The organism is Microbacterium sp. NPDC091382 (assembly GCF_044757025.1).
Lineage (GTDB): Bacteria > Actinomycetota > Actinomycetes > Actinomycetales > Microbacteriaceae > Microbacterium.
Map to the genome: position 1 here is coordinate 732,434 of NZ_JBIVUD010000001.1, position 20,192 is coordinate 752,625.

At 68.0% G+C, this 20,192-nt stretch carries 14 protein-coding genes; 6 read left to right on the forward strand and 8 right to left on the reverse strand.

Annotated features, from left to right (window positions below; all coding sequences use genetic code 11):
* Positions 1-81: 81 nt before the first annotated feature.
* The 4 genes from ACIQLK_RS03575 to ACIQLK_RS03590 form a co-directional block, all read right to left on the reverse strand.
* The gene (locus ACIQLK_RS03575; RefSeq protein WP_400362930.1) at positions 82-489 is read right to left on the reverse strand and encodes a hypothetical protein; all 408 of its coding nucleotides are present in this window, start codon (positions 487-489) and stop codon (positions 82-84) included.
* Positions 486-944 (reverse strand): adenylyltransferase/cytidyltransferase family protein, encoded by a 459-nt coding sequence (locus ACIQLK_RS03580; RefSeq protein ID WP_400362931.1) that lies wholly within the window; start codon positions 942-944, stop codon positions 486-488. Before ACIQLK_RS03580 ends, ACIQLK_RS03575 begins: the two co-directional genes overlap by 4 nt.
* Positions 945-1,036: 92 nt before the next feature.
* Positions 1,037-1,972 (reverse strand): glycosyltransferase family 2 protein, encoded by a 936-nt coding sequence (locus tag ACIQLK_RS03585; RefSeq protein ID WP_400362932.1) that lies wholly within the window; start codon positions 1,970-1,972, stop codon positions 1,037-1,039.
* A complete protein-coding gene (locus tag ACIQLK_RS03590; protein WP_400362933.1) occupies positions 1,969-2,994 on the reverse strand; it encodes a glycosyltransferase in 1,026 nt (341 codons plus the stop codon). Before ACIQLK_RS03590 ends, ACIQLK_RS03585 begins: the two co-directional genes overlap by 4 nt.
* 363 nt (positions 2,995-3,357) lie before the next feature.
* Between ACIQLK_RS03590 and ACIQLK_RS03595 the strand changes: the two genes are divergently transcribed.
* The 5 genes from ACIQLK_RS03595 (at position 3,358) to ACIQLK_RS03615 (ending at position 12,726) form a co-directional block, all read left to right on the forward strand.
* Positions 3,358-4,095, forward strand: coding sequence for a CDP-alcohol phosphatidyltransferase family protein (locus ACIQLK_RS03595; protein WP_400362934.1), 738 nt, complete (start codon positions 3,358-3,360; stop codon positions 4,093-4,095).
* A complete protein-coding gene (locus ACIQLK_RS03600; protein ID WP_400362935.1) occupies positions 4,085-5,038 on the forward strand; it encodes a glycosyltransferase family 2 protein in 954 nt (317 codons plus the stop codon). Before ACIQLK_RS03595 ends, ACIQLK_RS03600 begins: the two co-directional genes overlap by 11 nt.
* Before the next feature lie 69 nt (positions 5,039-5,107).
* The gene (locus ACIQLK_RS03605; RefSeq protein ID WP_400362936.1) at positions 5,108-5,839 is read left to right on the forward strand and encodes a DUF4352 domain-containing protein; all 732 of its coding nucleotides are present in this window, start codon (positions 5,108-5,110) and stop codon (positions 5,837-5,839) included.
* Positions 5,840-6,023: 184 nt separating this feature from the next.
* The gene (locus ACIQLK_RS03610; RefSeq protein WP_400362937.1) at positions 6,024-11,591 is read left to right on the forward strand and encodes a PKD domain-containing protein; all 5,568 of its coding nucleotides are present in this window, start codon (positions 6,024-6,026) and stop codon (positions 11,589-11,591) included.
* A gap of 22 nt (positions 11,592-11,613) precedes the next feature.
* Complete coding sequence (locus tag ACIQLK_RS03615; protein WP_400362938.1) at positions 11,614-12,726, forward strand: glycosyltransferase; 1,113 nt, start codon at positions 11,614-11,616, stop codon at positions 12,724-12,726.
* On the opposite strand, the gene ACIQLK_RS03620 is transcribed toward ACIQLK_RS03615, so the two are convergent.
* A complete protein-coding gene (locus ACIQLK_RS03620; protein WP_400362939.1) occupies positions 12,710-13,744 on the reverse strand; it encodes a glycosyltransferase family 4 protein in 1,035 nt (344 codons plus the stop codon). The genes ACIQLK_RS03615 and ACIQLK_RS03620 overlap by 17 nt on opposite strands.
* Positions 13,745-13,790: 46 nt before the next feature.
* Positions 13,791-16,220: a right-handed parallel beta-helix repeat-containing protein gene (locus ACIQLK_RS03625; protein ID WP_400362940.1), complete on the reverse strand. Its 2,430-nt coding sequence runs from the start codon at positions 16,218-16,220 to the stop codon at positions 13,791-13,793.
* Positions 16,221-16,375: 155 nt separating this feature from the next.
* Here ACIQLK_RS03625 and ACIQLK_RS03630 point away from each other — a divergent pair, with 155 nt between their 5' ends.
* A complete protein-coding gene (locus ACIQLK_RS03630) occupies positions 16,376-17,443 on the forward strand; it encodes an acyltransferase family protein (protein ID WP_400362941.1) in 1,068 nt (355 codons plus the stop codon).
* Here the strand turns inward: ACIQLK_RS03630 and ACIQLK_RS03635 are convergent.
* Both ACIQLK_RS03635 and ACIQLK_RS03640 read right to left on the reverse strand, forming a co-directional pair.
* Positions 17,370-18,662, reverse strand: coding sequence for a hypothetical protein (locus tag ACIQLK_RS03635; RefSeq protein WP_400362942.1), 1,293 nt, complete (start codon positions 18,660-18,662; stop codon positions 17,370-17,372). The genes ACIQLK_RS03630 and ACIQLK_RS03635 overlap by 74 nt on opposite strands.
* Positions 18,659-20,065 (reverse strand): polysaccharide biosynthesis tyrosine autokinase, encoded by a 1,407-nt coding sequence (locus ACIQLK_RS03640; protein ID WP_400362943.1) that lies wholly within the window; start codon positions 20,063-20,065, stop codon positions 18,659-18,661. Before ACIQLK_RS03640 ends, ACIQLK_RS03635 begins: the two co-directional genes overlap by 4 nt.
* Positions 20,066-20,192: the final 127 nt, after the last annotated feature.

Sequence of the window (20,192 nt, forward strand, 5' to 3'; positions counted from 1 at the left end):
CGCACCCCGTCCACAGGGGTGCGGCTCTCGCCGTCTGCCCCGCACGACGGTGGGCGGGACAGGTCTCGAAAGGTCGACGACTCAGCCGGCGGCATCCAGTTGCGGGTCGATGACCACTCCGGTGACTTCGATGATCCGACCCGTGATGGTCGCGACGCGGAAGACCGTGGCCTGCATCGGGGTCTCGGTGTCGAGGGGGAGCAGGACGACCTCGATCTGGAATTCGCCGACCGTGAGGATGCCGTGGCCCGGCGCGTCCACGAAGACGGTGTACGTCCGCGTGCGCATCGACCGCGCGCTCCCGTCGCCGATCGGCGTGCCCGGCTCGGGTGAACGCGGGAAGATGCGAGGCAGCGTCGGCGGCGGGATCCGCGCGGTCGGTCCGTGCTTGATGCGCACCGGGTAGAGGGCGAGCACCTGCCCGACGAACAGCTCGATGACGCCGTCGGAGTCCGACGAGCGCGAGGCGTCGCCAGGCGCGGCGGTCACGCCGGCTCGGAACGGCGCTGTTCGTACAGCGTCTCGGCAGAGGCGACCTCGAGGGCGCGACGGAGCTGTGTGCTCGAGGTGTGCGCGGTGTACGGGAAGTAGACGACCTCGACACCGACCTCGCCGAACTCGCGCTCGAGACGGTTCCCCTTCTCGGTCCCGCGCCAGTCGTCGCCCTTGAAGAAGTGCGTGAACCCGACCTCGCGCCAGACGGCCAGCTTGTCGGGTACGCGCTCGACGTGGACGTGGTCGACGAAGCGGATGCCGCGGACGATGTCTGCCCGCTCGGCCGTCGGGATGAACGGGTCGACGCCCTTCACCTCGCGCAGCATCTCGTCGCTGACGACGCCCGCGATGAGCAGGTCGCAGTGCTCCCTCGCGTGTCGAAGGATGTTCAGGTGTCCCACGTGGAACAGATCGAACGCCCCCGCGGCGTATCCGATACGCACAGTCATAGCAAGCTCCCCAGCCAGCTAAATCGAGCCCCAACTCGAACCGGGCCCCCAAAGCCCGATGCCTGGACACTACACCACGGCGGTCGTGAGCGTCACGGGGCCTTCCGCGGCCGGTACTCGAGGTAGCGGAACCCCGCGCCGCCCGCGGCCATCCCGGCCCCGCGCGCCGCCAGCCGCGCACCGCGGGCCCGGTGCACCGTGGAACGCGTGACGACGCCGAGGAGCCAGCGACCGGTGCCGGCGAGAGCGCGAGCCAGCCCGACCGCGAGCCAGCGGAGGCGGCGCCGGAAGGTGCGCGCGGCGCCGTCGGTGAGCCGGATGTCGCTGCGGGCAGTCGTCGTCCCGACGCGGAAGGCGCGGCGCAGGACCCACGAGGCCGTCGCCCGGTCCGCCGGGACGTGGTCCGTCACGACGGCCTGCGGAGCTGCCACGATGCGCGCGCCGCGCCGGGCGAGCGCGGACGTGAAGTGGATGTCCTCACCGCCGGTGCGCCCGAACTCCTCGTCGAAGCGGACCTCTGTCGTGCGGAGCACGGACACGTCGATCAACAGGTTGTTCGTCGGGGCCGCCGGCATCCGCTCACCGTCGGCGAACCGGACGCGTCGGAAGAACCCTCCGGCGACGATCCACTCGTCGGGGGCGACGTCGAATTCGGATTCCACGCGGCCCGAGACCAGATCCGCCGTCCCCGCCGCCCACGGCGAGATCAGTGCCCGCAGCCATCCGGGGGCGGGGACCTCGTCGTCGTCGATGAAGACGAGGGCGTCGACGTCTCTCGACAGGGCCTCGTCGAGCGCGGTGTTCCGGACCGCGGCGAGTCCGGGGCGGGGCTCGAGCCGGTAATGCACCGACGCCGTCTGAGCGGGTTTCTCGGCACTCCCCGCCGGATCGTTGTCGATCACGATCACCTCTGCGCGGTGAGGGATGACGTCCTCCCGCTGAGCAGCGAGAGCGGCGAGCAGGCGGGCGAGGCGCTCGGGCCGGCGGTACGACGGCACCGCGATCAGCACCCGCGCCCATGAGCTCACGGGTGCCCCCGCCGCGCCCGCACTGCGTCTGCGTACGCCTCCCGATGGCGGGCGCCGACGAGTGACCATCCGCGGTCGCTCAGATCGGGCCCGGCCGCGGGGACGTCGCTCCTCGCTTCCGCGAAGGCCGTCAGTGCGTCCGCCGTCAGGTCGCCGTCGAACATCGTCACCCACTCCTCGCCCACCTCGAGGGCGAGCGCCTCGTTCACCTCGTTGCGGGGGACGAGGACGGGACGGTCCAGCGAGAGCGCCGCGAGGGCGGTGCCCGAGTTGTGCATGAAGCGGTACGGCAGGACGATGCCCGCCGCGGACATGACCGCGCGGGCGAAGTCGTCCTCCGACAGGTAGCGCAGGTCCACTGAGACGCGATCATCCGGCGACGCGAGCTCCCGGATCTCGGCGGCGAGCTGCGGGGTCGACGGGCTCCCCGAGATCCGCAGGGTCCAATCCGGGAGGCGGGATGCCGTCCCCCGGAACCGTTCGATGAGCGTCTCGACCCCCTTGTAACGGCGCACCAGACCGACGAAACCGAGCGATCGCGTCGCCGTGGGGACGGGATCGACGTCGGCGAACCAGTCGCGGTAATGGCCGTGCGGGATCACTGCCGACGGGATGCCGCTGCGCACCGGTGTCGACTCGTTGAGGCGGATGTGGAAGTCGGCGCGACGGTCGATCCACTGCAGGAGCAGCCGCTCCCAGCGCGAATCGACGTCGGGGAGTTCGACGTTGTGCATCGTGCGGACGATCGCGACCCGGGTGAGTCGGAGACGGGCGACGAGCATGGTGCCGAACAGGCGTCGGGCGACCCGCTTGGTCGGCGTCGCTCCGCCGAAAAGAGTCTCCGGCCAGTGGAGATGCAGGACGTCGTAGCGTCCGAGCAACGCGGTCCTACGGTCGAATCGCAGGTGCTCGATTCCGGGTTCGGACTCCAACGCGGCATCCAGCATATGGATGTAGGGATTGGACGTGGGTCGCGGTGCTCCAAAAGATTGCATCACGCGCAGGCGGTCGCCGGTCGACATAGCGGACAGTCTGGCAGGTCGGGGGAGCCCGGCGGCTCCACCCGATTTCAGCCTCCCCTTCCGCATCCCACCGGACACTGCTGGCACACGCGCGAGACAACATCGGGTTCGCACGTCATACTGTCCGTGGGGATGGGCGCCTCCGGCGCCCGCGAATGTCGAGCTGCTGGGGGTGGCGCGAATGACTTCGCTCGTAGGGGACACGAGCGCGAGGAAGGCACTGTCGCGCGTCACCGCACCGGTGCGGACGCCCTTCGACGGGTGCACTCGGGAACGCCGTTTCGACGCCAGGACAGCGGTGCCGGTCCGTGCTCCGGCACCCCTTCGCAACCCACGCGCACGACACCTGCGAGGAGCACTCAGATGACGACCACGGACTCCGCCGCGACCAGTCTCGCCGAGACGATGGCGAGACTGCGCGGGGCGCAGAAGGGACATGCCCGCGGAGCACCGGCCTACTCCGTGTACGTCAACCGCCGGATCGGCCGTCTGTTCGCCGCCATCGCGTACCGGTTCGGCCTCACGCCCAATCAGGTCACTCTGGTCAGTGCCGCTCACACCTTCGTCGGCATCGCGCTCGCCGCTTCGGTGCCGGCGACCTGGTGGTCCGGGATCCTCATCGCCGCTCTGCTGGTGGCCGGCTACGCCTGGGACTCTGCCGACGGTCAGGTCGCTCGGCTGCTCGGCGGCGGAACGGTCGCCGGCGAGTGGCTCGACCATTTCGTGGATGCGCTGAAGATCGCGAGTCTTCATCTCGCCGTCCTCATCGGGCTCTACCGATTCGGCGGCCTCGACGAGGCCGCTCTGCTCGTACCGATCGGCTACTCGATCGTCGCGACCGTCACCTTCTTCGGGATGATCCTGAACGATCTTCTGAAGGGTGCGCGGGGCGTGGCATCGACTCACGAGCGTGCCGGTGGCACACTCGGTCGGTCGCTGCTGCTCCTGCCGACCGACTTCGGGGCGGTCTGTCTCGTCTTCCTCCTCTGGGGGGTGTCGCCGCTGTTCCTGGTGGTCTATGCCGCGCTGTTCACGGTGAACGTGCTCTTCCTGGTCGCCGCGGCGGTCAAGTGGTTCCGCGAGATGCGCCGTGTCGGCTGACGGCGGCGAATGGGCTGTCGTAGTCGTCAACTACGGCTCCAGCGCGCTCCTCGAGGTGAATCTCGCCGCGACCGTCGCGGAGGCGACGCCCGACATCGTCGTCGTGGTCGACAACCCCACGACTTCTGCGGAGCGCGAACGCATGCGCGATCTCGCTCATCGGCAAGGCTGGACGCTCGTCGAGCCGGACACGAACACCGGTTTCGGCGGCGGAGTCAATCTCGGCGTGGCGGCCGCTCTCGAAGCGGGAGCACGCGGCCTGCTCCTTCTCAACCCCGACGCGCAGATGGGAGGAGACTCCATCGACGTTCTCCGTAAGGCGACCGCCGACGCACCGCTCGTCCTGTGCGCGCCGCGGATCGTCACGCCCGCCGGCGCCGTCTGGTTCGCGGGATCGGACGTCTCGCTCGTCGATGGCCGCACCCGCAGTCACGCCAAGCGTGCACAGCATCCGGGCGAGGCGACGTGGGAGTGGTTGACGGGCGCCTGCCTGTGGTTCACGGCAGCGCTCTGGCATGCGACGGGTGGCTTCGACGAGGACTACTTCCTGTACTGGGAGGATGTCGACTTCTCCCGCAGGGTCGTGCTCGCGGGCGGAACGGTGAAGGTGGTGACGGACTCGGTCGCCGTGCACGACGAGGGCGCGACGCATCGATCGCGTCGCCAGCCGAACCGCGCCAAGTCCGAGACGTATTACTACTTCAACATCCGCAATCGGATGCTCTTCGCCACGCGCTTCCTCGACGAGGAAGGGATCCGTCGCTGGCGAGCCGGTGTCACGGCATCCGCTCGTGAGGTGATCCTCCGTGGCGGGCGCGCACAACTGCTCAGGTCGTCGGCACCATGGCGGGCCTACTTCCGCGGTGTGCGCGACGCGCGTCGTATCGCGGACGAGCGGTTGGGAGCCGATTTCGGCCGTGTGAGGGCGGCCGCCAGGGGCTAGTATCTGTGCGAATCGTGCGGCGCGTCCACTGGGGAGGACGGCACGTTCATGGGGGAGGACGAAGTCAGGATGAAGGACGACGAAGCGTTCGCGCGAGACCGCGACGAGTTCGAGGAACTACTCCGAGAGGAGCCGCGCCGCGCTCCGCGAAAGGCGATCGTCGCGATCGCGGTGGCCGCCGCGGTGGTGGTCGGGGCCGGCATCGCGCTCGCGGTGGGCCTGAGCGGCGGCGGAGGGTCCGAGTCGCCGGGAGTCGCGGGTTCCAGCTCCTCGCCGACGGCTGACGACGCGTCTGCGAGGCCCACGCCGAGTGAGAGCTCGGCTCCCGGCGGGTCGACAGCGACGCCCGTCGCCGACGGGAACGGATCGTCGGCTCCCGGCAGGGCGACGCCGGATGCCCGCGAGACTCTTCCGCCGGTTGACTTCGACGCCCCCGCTGCGGTCGCCGGGGGGCCGACGGTGTCGGTGAGCCGCATCGAGAGCGTCCGGGGCGAAGCCGTCCTCCCCGGGGAGGTGAGCGGTCCAGCGGTCCGCGTCACCGTCGAGGTGAAGAACGGTTCCGAGAAGTCGATCGATCTGACCACGGCTGCCGTCACCTTGTATGCGGGGTCGACGGACCTCCAGGCGAGCCCGATCACGAAGCCGGCGGGCCGGGCCTTCCCCTCCGAGGTCGGGCCGGGCAAGACAGTCGAGGGAGCCTTCGTCTTCGAGCTGCCCGAGAGCCAACGAACGGACGTCAGGATCGAAGTCGATCTGTCCGTTTCAGACCCCCTTATCGCCTTCGAGGGCGATATCGGCTGATCGCTGAGAAGCAATTCTCGAAAACAGTTCGCGCAGAACACTCGTTATGGCGTATGTTGTGCGAGAAATCCTTTGGGGGGATTTCTGGGGACCCGTCGGCATCGCGCGCTCTGCGTGCGTGCAGGCGCGTATATAGGGGATGCAAATCGTGGGGACGATTTCTGCGGGCCGAGCGGCTCTGTCAATGATGATCGCGACTGTCGTCGCGGCCGGACTCACGTTCGGACTGGTGCCCTCAGCGGCAGTGGCGGCAGATCCGCCGGCGGCGGCCGCGGCTGCGGCATTGCCCGAGACGGTGACTGCCGATGCGCTGCCCACCGTTCAGATCGACGGCGGCGTCGTGTGGTCGCAGGTGATCGTGGGCAACACGGTCTACGCAGCAGGGCAGTTCTCGAACGCGAGGCCGGCAGGCGCCGCACCCGGGACCAACCTCTCGGCGCGAGGCAACATCCTCGCCTACAACCTGACGACGGGTGCATTGATCACCTCGTTCGCCCCGAGCTTCAACAACCGGATCAATGAGCTCGCCGCTTCTCCGGATGGCAAGAAGCTCTACGTCACCGGCTCCTTCAGCCAGGTCAACGGCCAGAGCCGGCAGCGCTTCGCTGTGCTCGACATCCCCAGCGGCAGCCTCGTGTCGGGAACCGTTGGGCTCAACAACATCGGCAAGACGGTCTACGCGACGTCCACCGGCGTGTACGTCGGCGGGTACTTCACCTCCGTCGCCGGCCAGGCGCGCCAGCGCATCGTGAAGCTGAACGCCGCCGGCACCGCCGTGCAGCCCTTCGCGGTGCCCATCGACAACGGCCAGGTGCAGAGCATCGCCGTGAACCCCACCGGTGACCGTGTCGCCATCTCGGGGAACTTCACGTCCGTCGGCGGTGGCGACAACCCCGGGTTCGGGCTCTACCTCGCCGACGGATCCAGCGGCGCGGGACTGCCGCTTCCCGCCAACACCCAGGTGCGCAACGCAGGTGAGACTGCGGGTTTCATGAGCCTCGACACCGATGGAACGAAGTTCTACGGAGCCGGGTGGCACTTCAACGGCACCGGCAATACCGAGGGCACTTTCGCCGTGAACTGGGCGGACGGTGCGATCGCCTGGATCGAGGATTGCCACGGTGACACCTACGACATCGCGATCGTCAACGACATCGCCTACTCGGCCAGCCACAAGCACTACTGCGGGAACAGCGGCGGTTTCCCCCAGACGGATCCGTGGAGCTTCTACCACTCCACCGCCTGGACCACCGATGCACGAGGCACCAACACACGTGACATCTACGGCTATCCCGACCACCCGGGAACCCCGCGACCCGAGCTCCTGAACTGGTTCCCGCAGACGACGCCGGGCACTTTCACCGGCACCGGACAGGCGGTGTGGACCGTCACGGGCAACTCCGATTACGTCATCTACGGCGGCGAGTTCCCGGTGGTCAACGGCACTCGGCAGCAGGGCCTCGTCCGGTACGGAACCCGCGCGATCGCGCCGAACAAACAGGGCCCGCGTCTGTCGGGCGACGCGTGGAACTTCTCTGCGAAGTCCTTCTCGGCGGGCGAGGTCCGCGTGAAGTACCCGACGAACTGGGATCGGGACGACACGACCCTGACGTACCGGGTCTACCGGGACTCCGAGGCATCCGCGCCCATCTCGGAGAAGACCATCTCGACGGTTTTCTGGAAGCCGCAGACCGAGACCCTCACCGACACCGGTCTGCAGCCGGGCAGTTCGCACCGTTACCGCGTGGTCGCGACCGATCCCTACGGGAACGTCGCGAAGTCGAGCTGGGTCACACTCACCGTGTCGGACGCCACCCTTGGTGACTATGCGAAAGAGGTCTTCAAGGACGACGCCGAGCACTTCTGGCGTCTCTCCGACCCGGATTCCTCCACCTCCAGCGACTGGGCGGGCACGTCCGACCTGACCATCAGCGGCACCGTCGAGTCGTCGGCAGGCGCGATCGGCTCCGATCCCGACACCGCCAAGTCCTTCGCGAACGGGGCGTTCGCCGCGACGACGGACTCGATCGAGGGGTCCGACGTCTTCACGGTCGAGAGCTGGGTGAAGACGACCTCGACCGCCGGCGGCAAGATCATCGGGTTCGGCAACAGCTCGAGTGGGGATTCGAGCAGCTACGACCGGCACGTCTACATGGACAACGATGGCCGCATCTGGTTCGGTGTCTATCCCGGCGGTGTGCGGACGGTGAACTCCGGTGCGGGGTACAACGACGGTCAGTGGCACCACATCGTGGCGAGCCTGAGCACCGACGGGATGAAGCTGTACCTCGACGGAAAACGCGTCGCGCAGCGCGCGGACACGACCTCGGGTCAGGCGTACTCCGGATTCTGGCGTGTGGGAGGCGACAACATCGGCGGATGGCCGAACCAGCCGTCTTCTTCGCGCCTCACGGGCACCATCGACGATGTGGCGGTCTACGGACAAGCGCTGACGCTCGCCGAGGTGCAGTCGCACTACCGCAAGTCGGGCCGGATGTTGGACGTGCCGGAGGCTCCGACGGACGCCTATGGCGCAGTCGTCTACAGCTCCGAACCGGACCTCTACTGGCGCTACAGCGAGACGTCGGGCACCAGCGTGGCGGACAGCGGCACCTCGGGATACGCCGGCGCCATCGCGGGCACGGTGACGCGCGACGTCCCCGGTGCGATCTCGGGGACGTCGGACCCCGGCATCTCGCTCTCGGGGTGGTCCAACGTCTACTCGGTCGCCCAGTTCGGGTCCCCTGGCGCCTTCACCGCGGAGACCTGGTTCAAGACGACCTCCACGCAGGGCGGCAAGATCGTCGGCTTCGGGGATGCCCAGTCAGGGACGTCGTCGAACTACGACCGACACGTCTACATGCAGGACAACGGGCAGCTGGTGTTCGGTACGTGGACGGGTCAGGCGAACACGATCACCTCGCAGAACGCGTACAACAACGGTCAGTGGCACCACCTGGTCGCCACGCAGGGACCCGCCGGCATGGCGATGTACGTCGACGGTGTCTCTGTGGGGACGAATCCGCAGACCCAGGCGCAGGGGTACAACGGCTACTGGCGGGTGGGAGGTGACACCACCTGGGGCTCGTCGTCGCCGTTCCTCGCCGGGAGCTACGACGAGACCGCGATCTACAGTCGCGCACTCACGGCGGCCGAGGTGTCACAGCATTACTCCGTCGGCTCGACGGGACAGACGCCGAATCTGGCTCCGACCGCTCAGTTCACCTACTCGCTTGACCACCTCGCGGCATCCTTCCAGGGGTCGGGGTCATCGGACCCCGACGGCACCATCGCCTCCTACGCCTGGGACTTCGGCGACGGTGGCACGTCGACCGACATCGATCCGTCGCACCGCTATCAGTCGGGGGGGGACTACACCGTCACTCTGAAGGTGACCGACGATGACGGCGCCACGAACACGATGCAGGTGCCGATCACGGTGGTGGCGAATCAGCCGCCGACCGCCCAGGCCTTCTGGAGCGCTGTCGGCCTCGATGCGACGTTCTCGTCATCGGGTTCGACCGACAGCGACGGCTCGATCGCCTCCTTCGCGTGGGACTTCGGCGACGGGCGCACCGACACCTCACCCTCGCCGAGCCACACCTACGCCGAGGCGGGTTCATACACCGTCACACTGACGGTCGCCGACGACGACGGTGCAACAGCCAAGGCGACCCTCGATGTCGTCGTCGCGGCACCCGCCAACGCGGCGCCGACGGCAGCCTTCACCTCGACCGTGTCCGATCTGTCCGTCGCCGTCACCGGCGCGGCGTCCACCGACACCGATGGCTCCATCGCCTCGTACGCGTGGGCGTTCGGTGACGGCGGCACCGCCACCGGCGCGACGGCGTCGCACGAGTACAAGAGCGCAGGCGAGTACACGATCACGCTCACGGTGACGGACGACGACGGGGCGACGGATTCGAAGACCGCAACCGTGACGGTGACCGCACCCTCGACGACGACCCCCTTGTTCCTGGACGAGTTCTCGCGGACGGCGGGCTCGGGGTGGGGCACCGCCGACATCGGGGGCAACTGGTCGCTTCGCTCGGTGGCGAGCCGGTACTCGGTCGCGAACGGAAGCGGGAACCTGATTCTGCCGAAGGCGACCACCGTGTACGCCGACGCGACGTCGGTGAACACCGACCGGGTCCGTGTCGACACCGTCTTCTCCGTCGACAAGCTGGCCGAGGGCACGTACGTCGCCGTCACCGGACGTCAGATCGGTTCCGACAGCTATGTGCTCCGGGTGAGGATCAGCGCCGACGGCGCTGCCCGCCTCTACGTTCTGCGCAACGGATCGACGGCGATCGGTTCCTCGCTCCTGCTGCCGTTCACCATTCAGGCCGGCCCGAAGTACCACGCCATGTTCGAGGTCGCCGGAACGTCGCCGACCGCGCTCAAGGCGAAGGTGTGGCCGGCTACCGGCACCGAACCGACGTGGCAGCGCGAAGTGACCGACACGACGGCAGCGCTGCAGGCACCCGGCCGGATCGGGGTCTTCGGATTCCTTCCTTCTGCGGTGACGAATGATCCGGTGACCGTGTCCTTCGACCGCATCGTGGCTGTCGACCCGGATGCCGCGGTGCCCCCGACGGGCAACTCGGCACCCATGGCCGCATTCACGCACACCAAGGCAGGGCTCAAGGTCGATGTCGACGGCACCGGCTCATCTGACTCCGACGGTTCCATCGCGTCGTACGCCTGGAATTTCGGCGACCCGGCAGGGGCCACCGGCACTGGATCCACCGCGTCGCACACGTACACGGAGGCGGGTACCTACACCGTCCGGCTCACCGTGACGGACGACGACGGGGCGACGGCCACGGTCACCCACGATGTGACGGTTGCCGCTCCCGCACTCAACGCGGCGCCGACGGCGGCGTTCACTCGGACGCCGACGGGTCTCACGGTCGCCGTGGACGGGAGGACATCGAGTGATTCCGATGGGACGATCGCGTCGTACGCCTGGCAGTTCGGAGATTCCGACGCGGGCACCGCGACAGGTGCCACGGCGTCGTACACATATCGAGCCGCCGGCACCTACACGATCAGCCTGACCGTGACCGACGATGACGGGGCGACGGACACGAAGACGCAGCAGGTGACGGTGACGGCGCCCGCAGCCGGTGTCCTCTTCGCCGATGCCTTCGGTCGTTCGACGACAGGAGGCTGGGGGACGTCGGACAGCGGGGCAGCGTGGACGACGCGCGGTACGGCGAACCGCTTCTCGGTTGCCGATGGTGTGGGCAAGATGTCCGTCGGGGCGGGGACGTCCCTCTTCGCCGACACGCCCGTGATCGACAGCACGTCCACGTCGCTGACCGGGGCGTTCTCCGTCGACAAGGTAAATGAGGGCATGTACGTCGGCGTCATCGCTCGACGAGTGGGCACCACCCAGTGGCTGGTGCGGGTTCGGGTCGCGGCCGACGGAACCGTCAAGCTCAACGTCCTCCGCGGTGACAGCACCTCGGTCGGAGCGGCCGTATCACCGGCGGGCTTGACGATCGCCCCAGGGCAGACCTACCGCTTCGAGATCGACACCAAGACGACGACGACGACGACGATCGCCGCGAAGTTCTGGAAGGCCGGTGACGCAGAGCCGACGGCCTGGCAAATCGAGCGCACTGACGCGACCGCTGCGCTGCAGGGGGCGGGATCCGTCGGGTTCTACGGCTATCTTCCGAGCGCCACGGTCAATGTGCCGGTCGCGCTGACCTTCGACGACGTCGAGGTCGTGACGGCACCGTGACCGTGGAAGGCGAGCGGGCCGAGTGAATCCGACCGCTCGGGACCTCCGTGTCGTCCAGCTCTACGAGGTCGTGCGGAGCGCGCATCTGGAGCGGGCCGCGGCCGTCGAGCCGCGGCCCGTCATCCTGTACCGCCGCAACAGATACGACTTCGACCCGGCTCTCGTCGCGGCATCCGACGCGCAGCGCCGGAACCTGTGGCGGTCGGTCGTCTATGCCCTGTCCACAGACGTCGACATCGTCGAGGTGAACGAGCCGCTCTCGGGCGATTCATCGCTGCCGAGCGTGTCGTTCATCGCCGCGGCACGGTTCCGAGCAATGCTCCGACGACGACCGCGCCCCCTGGCCGTCTCCTACGCCATCGAGAACTTCGATCCCGACGTGCTGGTGCGGAACCTCCCGCTGAAGGCAAGGATGCGTCACCGCCTGAGGCACCTCGCGACGCCGGTGCTGTGGCGGTCGCTGGACCGGATCGTCTACGGCACCTCGGAAGCGCGAGTGGTTTACGGCAAGGCCTTCGGCACGACAGGGCGCCAGCCCGTGAGCACGCTGATCGAGGCGCTCCCGGCGCCGGTGGATGGAGCAGATGCCGCCCGTCACCCGGTCATCCTCTTCCTCGGGGATCTTTCGGAACGGAAGGGGTTCCCCGATGTCATCGCTGCATGGCCTCAGGTGAGGGCTGCTCTTCCCGATGCCCGTCTTGTGATCGTCGGCCGCGGCCCCGGTGCAGAGGAAGCGGTGACTCTTGCCTCAGCCGATGACAGGGTCACCGCCGTCATCGATCCTCCTCGGGCGGACATCGCGCGGCTGCTCCGCAACGCGAAGGTCCTCGTCCTGCCGTCCCGCCGCCGGCCCCTGTGGCGGGAGCAGGTGGGGCTGCCGATCGTCGAGGGCTTGGCGGCCGGATGCCTGGTCGTCACGACCACGGAGACCGGCATCTCGGAATGGCTCGCGCGCCACGGCCATTGGGTGATCCCGGAGCGGGAGGTCTCGGCCGCCCTCGGGGCGGCGCTCATTGAGGCCGTCAACAGCTCTCGCGAACCCGGCGACGTGCGTTCGGACCTCCCTCCCGTCGATGGGCGGCAGGCGGCGCACGAGTGGATGCATCGGGCCGGCGAATCTACCGCGATCGGATGACGTCGGCTATGCGACCGGCGAGCTGTGCCGTGGTGAAACCCGCCTCGACGTGGGCGCGCCCCGCAGTTCCCGCGACGGACGCCGACACCGGGTCGTCAAGCATGGCCAGGGTTTCCCGAGCAAGCCCGTCGGCGTCACCGACATCGATCATGCGCGCTGCTGTGGTACCTCCGAAATAGTCATCCATACCGGGTGTGCGCGTGATCACCAGCGGACGCCCCGTGGACAGGGCCTCCAGGCCGACTGTCATGCCTGAGACGTGGAGGTTCGGGCGGGTCGCTATGGCGACCACTGATGCGCGCGCGTACAGGTCGCGGAGTTCGGCGTGCGTGAGATACGGGATGACGGTCACCCCCTCAGGTGGATCGATGCTCGTCTTGCTCTGCACCACGATGTCGACATCCGGACGCGCGCGGCGCACTGCCGTCATCGCTCGGAGCAGGGTCTCCGGATCGCGGTCGCGGTCACCGCCCACGCTGACGACGAGTGGGCGCGCGGGGTATGTCACGTGCCGGAAGAAGTCGTGGTCCACCCCGAAACGGACGTAGTGGACGGGCGGTGCCCCCGAGCCGAGGAAGTCGGTGAGAGGAGCGACCTGAGCATCCGAGAGAACCCAGAGCCCATCCATCCGTCGCATCGCGCGCCGCATCCCATGGAATGCTGATCCCCCTTGTCGTGCGACGCTGTCGGTGAGCCACACGACACCCGAGTAACGCGCACTCAGCGCCCCGGTCGTCGACAGGAACACCCCCGCGTTCTCGTCCCAGGTGACGCCCACAGGGCGACCCGGTCGACGCCCGGGGGGCAGGAGGGCTTTCAGGCGGCGGGCGGCGCGGCCCGCGGATGACACATTCGGCAGGTTCCGAGCGGTGACCACGGGGAGGAAACGGTCGAGTCGGTCCAGTCCGTACGGCCACCGATCAGGTGCTGCCCCGGCCGTATGGCGCTCACGCCATGCGGGGAGGTCCCGGCCGGCGGGATAGAAGACGACGACGCCCGCACCACCCCCCGTAGCCACGGTCACATCGTATGCGTCGCGACAGACGCGTGGCTACGGAGCTGGCTCATCGGTCCAACGGGGCGGTGAACGCGCCGGGCCGTTTGGTGCCCGCAGCGACGCCGAGAGTCGCGGCGATGTCCGACGGCAGTCCGCCGAGGGACGCGCGCGGGGAGGCGAGCACGTCACTGCGCAGCGCGAGCGACGAGGTGAGGATCGGGCTGCCCGTCCACAGCGCGGAGATCCTGTCGTTCCCTGTGAAAGCCACCACATCCGAGAGGGTCTTCAGGCTCTTGGTTCCGGAGGATCCGTTCGCCCAGCAGGCGAGGTTCGCGGGCGTCGCCGAGTCGCGCCGGTAGTACACGTTGTTCTCCATCCAGGCTCCGACGCCCGCTCCGACGAGGCGGCGTTCGGTGTCCTGGGCGAGGATCGGGCACGAACCCGATCCCGTGCTGTAGGAGATCACGTTGTTCCGAACGACGACGTCGTCGAGAATCCACGGGACGAGGGATGTCAACGCCGAGTTCGTCTGCCGACGTTCGTCCTGCCAGAACAGGATGGCTCGTCCGGCCGCATCGATGGTGTTGTTCCAGATCCGGACGTCGCCGCTGTTCATCACGTGCACGTCGGCCCCGTTCCGCGAGAATACGTTGTCCGCGACGACGGCCCGTTGGCTGAGTTCGAGCTGGACACCGGCGGTCTTGTTGGTCGCCACGGTGTTGCTCGTGACTCTGATGTTGCGCGAGTTGATGTCGAACCAGACACCGGCGCTGTGGTTGTCGTCGATGATGTTGCCATCGATGCGGAGATCGCTCGAGTCGGTGATCTTCACCCCTCCCGAGACCGGTGCGGGTTTGAAGCTCTGCGTGTTGTTACCTCTGACGATGGAGTCGGTCAGAGCGAAGTCAGCGACCTTGTTGGCACCGAGGCCCATCAAGCCGTTGTCCTGCAGAGTGACGCGGTGGAACTTCTTGACGTCGTTCCAGGCGAAGACACCGACCGTGGCGTTGTCGCGGACGACCATGTTCTCGAGGGTGATGTCGTCGACCTCCGCAGTGACCGCCCCCATCATCGAGAGAGTCGTCGCGTAGCGTTTGACTCCGAATCCGCGCAGCGTCGTGTGCTTGCCCTGGACTTTGAAGGCACGCGCGAGAGTGCTGGCCTCCACCCGCTTGCCCGTAGGGTCCGAGCCGACCAGCAGGCGTTTCCCACTCTCATCGACGTAGAACGTGCCGGCCGTCACCGCCGCCGCAGAGCCGACCTGGGTGAGGGCCTTGTCGTTGATCCACACCTGATCCGGATAGCCGGCGAGCGGGTTTGCACCGTCGACGAACCGGCGGGTTTCGTCCTTGCCGGCGGTGAACGACACCGTGTGGTCGAATCGGTGGGTCCAGCCGGACTTGACCCAGACGTTGCCCGATTTGACCCAGCCGGTCACCGGTGAGCTCCCGTCGAACCACACCGCTTCTCCCGGATAGGCCTGGATCGTCAGAGCCTTGTTGAAGTCGACGTGAACGTACTCGCGGTACGTGCCGCCCCGGAGAATGATGATCGATCCGGACGGCGCTCTCGATACGGCGTACGCGGCGCTTCCGTAAGGGTCGCCTGCGGTGCCGGATCCGGTCTGGGTGCCCTTCGGGGCGACGAAGATCGCGCGGGTCGGGACGGGATAGGTCGTCGTGCCGACGGGAGCGCTGCCCACCGTCTCGCCGTCGTCAGAGGGGGGAGTCGTCGGCGTGGGAGAGGTGGTGGAGGGGGGATCTGCGATCCCGACCTCGTCGAGGCGCACGGTCGTCGACGGTGAGCTCCCCGAGAGGTAGGACGTGATGGCCGGGTACCCTGCTCGAGATATGCGCTGGGAGCTGGCGTCATCGTAGGTCGCCTGCCACGCGGGCTTGGTCGCTCCTTGTGGCCAGATGCGGGCGCGCAGCTGAACCGGCGAGGTACCGGTCGCGGAGAACTCGACGTTGACCCGCGTTCCGGCGGGGAGGCTCGAGATCGGCTTCATCGAGCGCAACACGACTTCGCGGCCGCTGCTGCCGTCGAACCGGCTGATCCAAAGGTTGACGCCCGTCTTTCCGAACCCGACCCGGGCTTGGTAGGAGAATTTGCCATCGGATCGAAGGGCGAACGAGACGGTCGAGCCGTTCCCTGCCGTCGTCGGCCTCTCGGGCCAGACGGTAGCCGCCAGGACCGCGTCGGTGAGTGAGGTCGACCGAATCGACTGTTCCGTCGATGCACCAGGCGTCAGCGCGATCGCGGCGGCGCCGTCGCGGACGCTCGTGGAGCGCGGGGCCGAGGCGGTCCAGGCGTCTCCGGAGGTCGACGTCCCCCATCCCTCCGCCACGGTCCGGCTGAAGGAGTCTTGGACATGAGTGGCAGCCATCGCTGCCGGCGATGTCGCGGCCGATCCTGCAGCGATGAGGGTGACGGCCACGGCGGTGGCGATCACCCGGGCGCGGAATCGGGCGCGCGTGAGGGCAGGGGTATATGACATATCAGCGGGTCGCCTTCGGGTGGGGTGGCGCGGACGGATGCCCATCAGAACACGGGGCGTGCTCTCCGCCGTCAGCCATGAGACACTTTTCATCTGTGCAGGGGTGCACAGCGTTGCGGACGGGGCTTGGTCCGCGCTGATGATGGGGGGTCATCGTGTGGGGTTCGCTGTGGCGACCGGACCAGGTGGGGCACGGCGGTCGGGTCGAATGGGTGGATGCCGGCAAAGGTCTGGCGATCGCGCTCGTCGTCCTGTTCCATTCGGCGCGATGGTTCGCGGGCGTGGCGGGCGATGTCTCAGGTTGGCTGTGGGTCAATGACCTGCTCGCCACCATGCGGATGCCGCTGTTCTTCACGTTGGCCGGGTTGTTCGCCGCCAAGTGGGCGACGGCGTCACTCGGCCGGCTTTGGAACGCCAAGCTCCGCCTGTTCGTATGGGTCTTCCTCCTCTGGGAGGTGCTCGGTCTCGGTCCGTATCTCCTCGGTCAGGCGGCTCATGGGGTCGAGATCAATCCACGGAGGGAGATCTTCGACACCGCGATCTCCCCCCTCATCCCTCGCTTCGAGCTCTGGTTCATCTGGGCGCTGGCGCTGTTCTTCCTCCTCAACAGGGCGTTGCGCGCGGTGCCCGCTGTCGTCACGCTCTCCGTTGCCGCGCTGATCTCGATCATCGGGTTCACCGGCATCCTCCCGCTGCCCTCGCCGAGCTGGACGGGTGTCTGCAAGTACTACGTGTTCTTCCTCATCGGGATGACGTGGCGGCGTGCGTTATTCGCGTACGCGGCGCGCAGCGGATGGGTTCTCCGCACCCTCGTGTTCGCGTCCTGGGCCGCGGCGGCGTGGGCCGTCACCGTGTTCGATCTGGGACAGGTCCCCGGGGTGTACCCCGCCCTCGCGTGCCTGGGGGTGCTCGCGGGCATTGCCATCAGCCAGGTCCTGCAGCGGGCCGCCTGGATCGTGAGCCTCGGCTCTCGGACGTTGCCGGTCTACCTCGCGCACACGCCGATCGTCATCCTGCTCGCCGCCGCTGTCTCGCTGTTGGCAGACCACGCCGTGGTCCGCACCGCGGCCCCAGCGCTGCCCCCGGCGGCCGCGCTCGCCGCGATCGGACTTTCGCTCGGTCTTCACCGGATCTCGCGACGAGGACCGCTCAGGTGGCTCTTCGATCCGCCGCCGCGGCTTCTGGTAGCGTCCCCGGCCGGGCCGACGAGCGCTGCGCGATGATGGCAGACACGGGCACAGCCAGCACGATCAGTGCCAGCGGGAGCGTCTTCATCGCCGACACCGCAGGACTGAAGGCGAGGTCCCACACCAGTCGTGTGGCGAGGTAGACCGCGAGCGCGGTGCATGCCCCCTCGCGCAACGAGCGGTCCAGTCCCATGCCAGCGATGACCGCGATGATGGCGCACGACGCGAGCCCGGGAAGTCCGAACCAGAGCCAGAAGTCGCCTGCCATCGAGTGGACCTCGATGCCACCGCCGAACATGAACCTGTCGACGTAATTGTTGTGCGGGTCGTAGCCGATTGCCGCCATCGAGGATTTGGCCGCAGCGATGTCGGCGGGGGAGGCGATGATGCCCGATCCCATGCCCCAGGGGTGCAGGCGGACCAGGGCCTCCGATGCCGCGATCTCGGGGCGGCCCCCGAGCAGGAGCGAGCCCGATGTGCTGATCTGCGCCTGGGTTCGATCCTTCGTGGCCTCACCGAAGAAGCCCTCGAGGATCGCCGCCTGCGCGACGAAGAAGACGGCGACGCCGAAGAGGACGACGCCGACGATGTTGCCCGCCCGGCGCCGGGCGGAACCAGCGCCCCGACCTATCCGCTGCCAGATCAGGACCACGCCCGCCAGGAGCAGCATCGCGGTGTTCGAGCGCGCGTCGTTCACGGCCCCGACCGCGGCAAGCAGAACCACGATGACCAGTTGCGGCATGAGACGGTCGCCCCGGGCGGCTATGGCCATAAGGAGGATCGTGAGCGGTATCGAGAAAGTGAACCGCCACGTCGAGGTCGCATCGATCTCCCCGAGGATGCCGAGGGTCATTCCCGTCCCATACGCGATCGACACCGCGGAGAGCCCGATGACGGTTCGGGCCCAGAGGAGCGCGCCGACGGCGCCGAGCAGACCCAGCGCGAGTGCGCTGCGTTCGACCAGGCTGGAGGGGAGGAAGAGTCGCTCGGCCGACATCCACCACGTGAGGAGGACGCCCGTGATCGTCGCTGCGACCAGGAGGCTCGCGAGGGTGATGAACAGGCGGGCTCGCTGCAACAGGGGCAGCCAGAGGGGCACCAGGACCAGTCCGAGGACACCCCCCACCGGCACGTTGAACGGGAGTGCAAGGCGCAGGCCGACGACGACGCACAGAGCGATCGCGAACACCGGTTCCGCTGTCCACTTCCGGCGGAGGATGTCCACGCCACCGGTCATCGTCGTCCGCGGACTCATGGCCGCGGCTTCGATCTCCCACCCCGGCGATCGCTCATGCGCCACCGCCACGGCTGAGTCACCGACGCGGTGTTGTCGTGGTAGGGGCTGGAGTCGATCCGCTTGACGGCGTTGAGGACGACGCCGAGGATCCTCGTTCGGGTCGACTCGAGTTCATCCAGCGTGCGACGGAGCGCGTGCCGCTTAGTGAACCGATAGCGCGCGACCACGAGGATGCCGTCCGCCACAGGGGCCAGCCACAGCGGATCGCTGACAGCCAGAACCGGCGGACTGTCGATGACGACGACGTCGAATCGCTTGCGCGCTTCCCCGACCAGGTCTCGCAGGTGGTCCGATGTGAGCAGCTGGCCCGGGTTCGGTGGGATCGTTCCGCTGGGGAGGACGCTCAGATTGCTGGTTCCCCAGTGTTGAATCGCGTCGGCGAAATCGATGTCCCCCACGAGGATCGTCGTGACACCGACGCCGCCCTCCAGCCCGGTCATCTTCGCGATGGACCCACGCCTCAGGTCGGCGTCGATGAGGAGGACACGCTGGCCTTGTTCCGCGAGGATCAGGGCGGTCGACAGAGCGACCGACGACTTCCCCTCGTTCGACGTCGCCGACGTGACGAGGATCACGCTCGTGTCGCCGTCGACGTTCGCGAACCGGAGCCCGGCGGCCACACCCCGGATCGACTCGGCGGCCAGGCCGGTCTCAGCGCGGCGCACGGCGTCGGGCAGGGTGGCCCCGTGCGAGACGTTGGCGACTTCACCCAGTACCGGCGTCTCCGTCAGCGCGGCGACGTCCTCTCGGGATTGCAGTCGCGTGGCGAGCAGCCGTCGCAGCCAGGCGTAAACCATCCCGATGGCCAGACCGACGAGCGCCCCCACGACGATCAGCAGGCGCGTGTTGGGTGCGATGGGGTTCCGGGATTCGGCAGCAGGGCTGATCGTCTCGATACGCACAGCAGGACCGGACGTGCTCGTCTGCGGAGACAGGCCCTCCACTGCATCGGCGAGTTCGTCGGCGATCGCGTTCGCGATGTTCGCCGTGCCCTTCGAGGACCCTCCGGTCACCGAGATGTTGAGTACCGCCGAGTCCAAGGGCGTTTCGACGACGACCTGGCCGGCGAGGGCGCGCGGGGTGGTCGTCAGCCCCAGGCGGTCGATCACAGGCTCGAGCACGACTGGCGACGTTGCGACGAGCGCATACGTGCTCACGAGGCTCTGGACGTAGCTCGAGCCCTGCACCAGCTCGGCCGTGCTGTCACCGCGCGCCGGCAGGACGACGACCGATGCTTGTGCGCGGTACACGTCCGGTTGTGTCTGCGCGTAGCCGTAAGCGATGGCGGCGCCGAGGATGACGAGTGCAACGATGGCGGCCCACTGTTTGCGAAGAGCCAGGAAGTAGTCGTTCAGGCTCACGAACCGAACCCCGACTCAGTTGCGAGCACGTTCAGCGCACGTTCGACGTCATTCACGATGACAGGTCCCCCCCACAGCACCCGGTCCGCCCCCAACGACTCCGGCAGGCGCTTCTGTTTCCGGCATT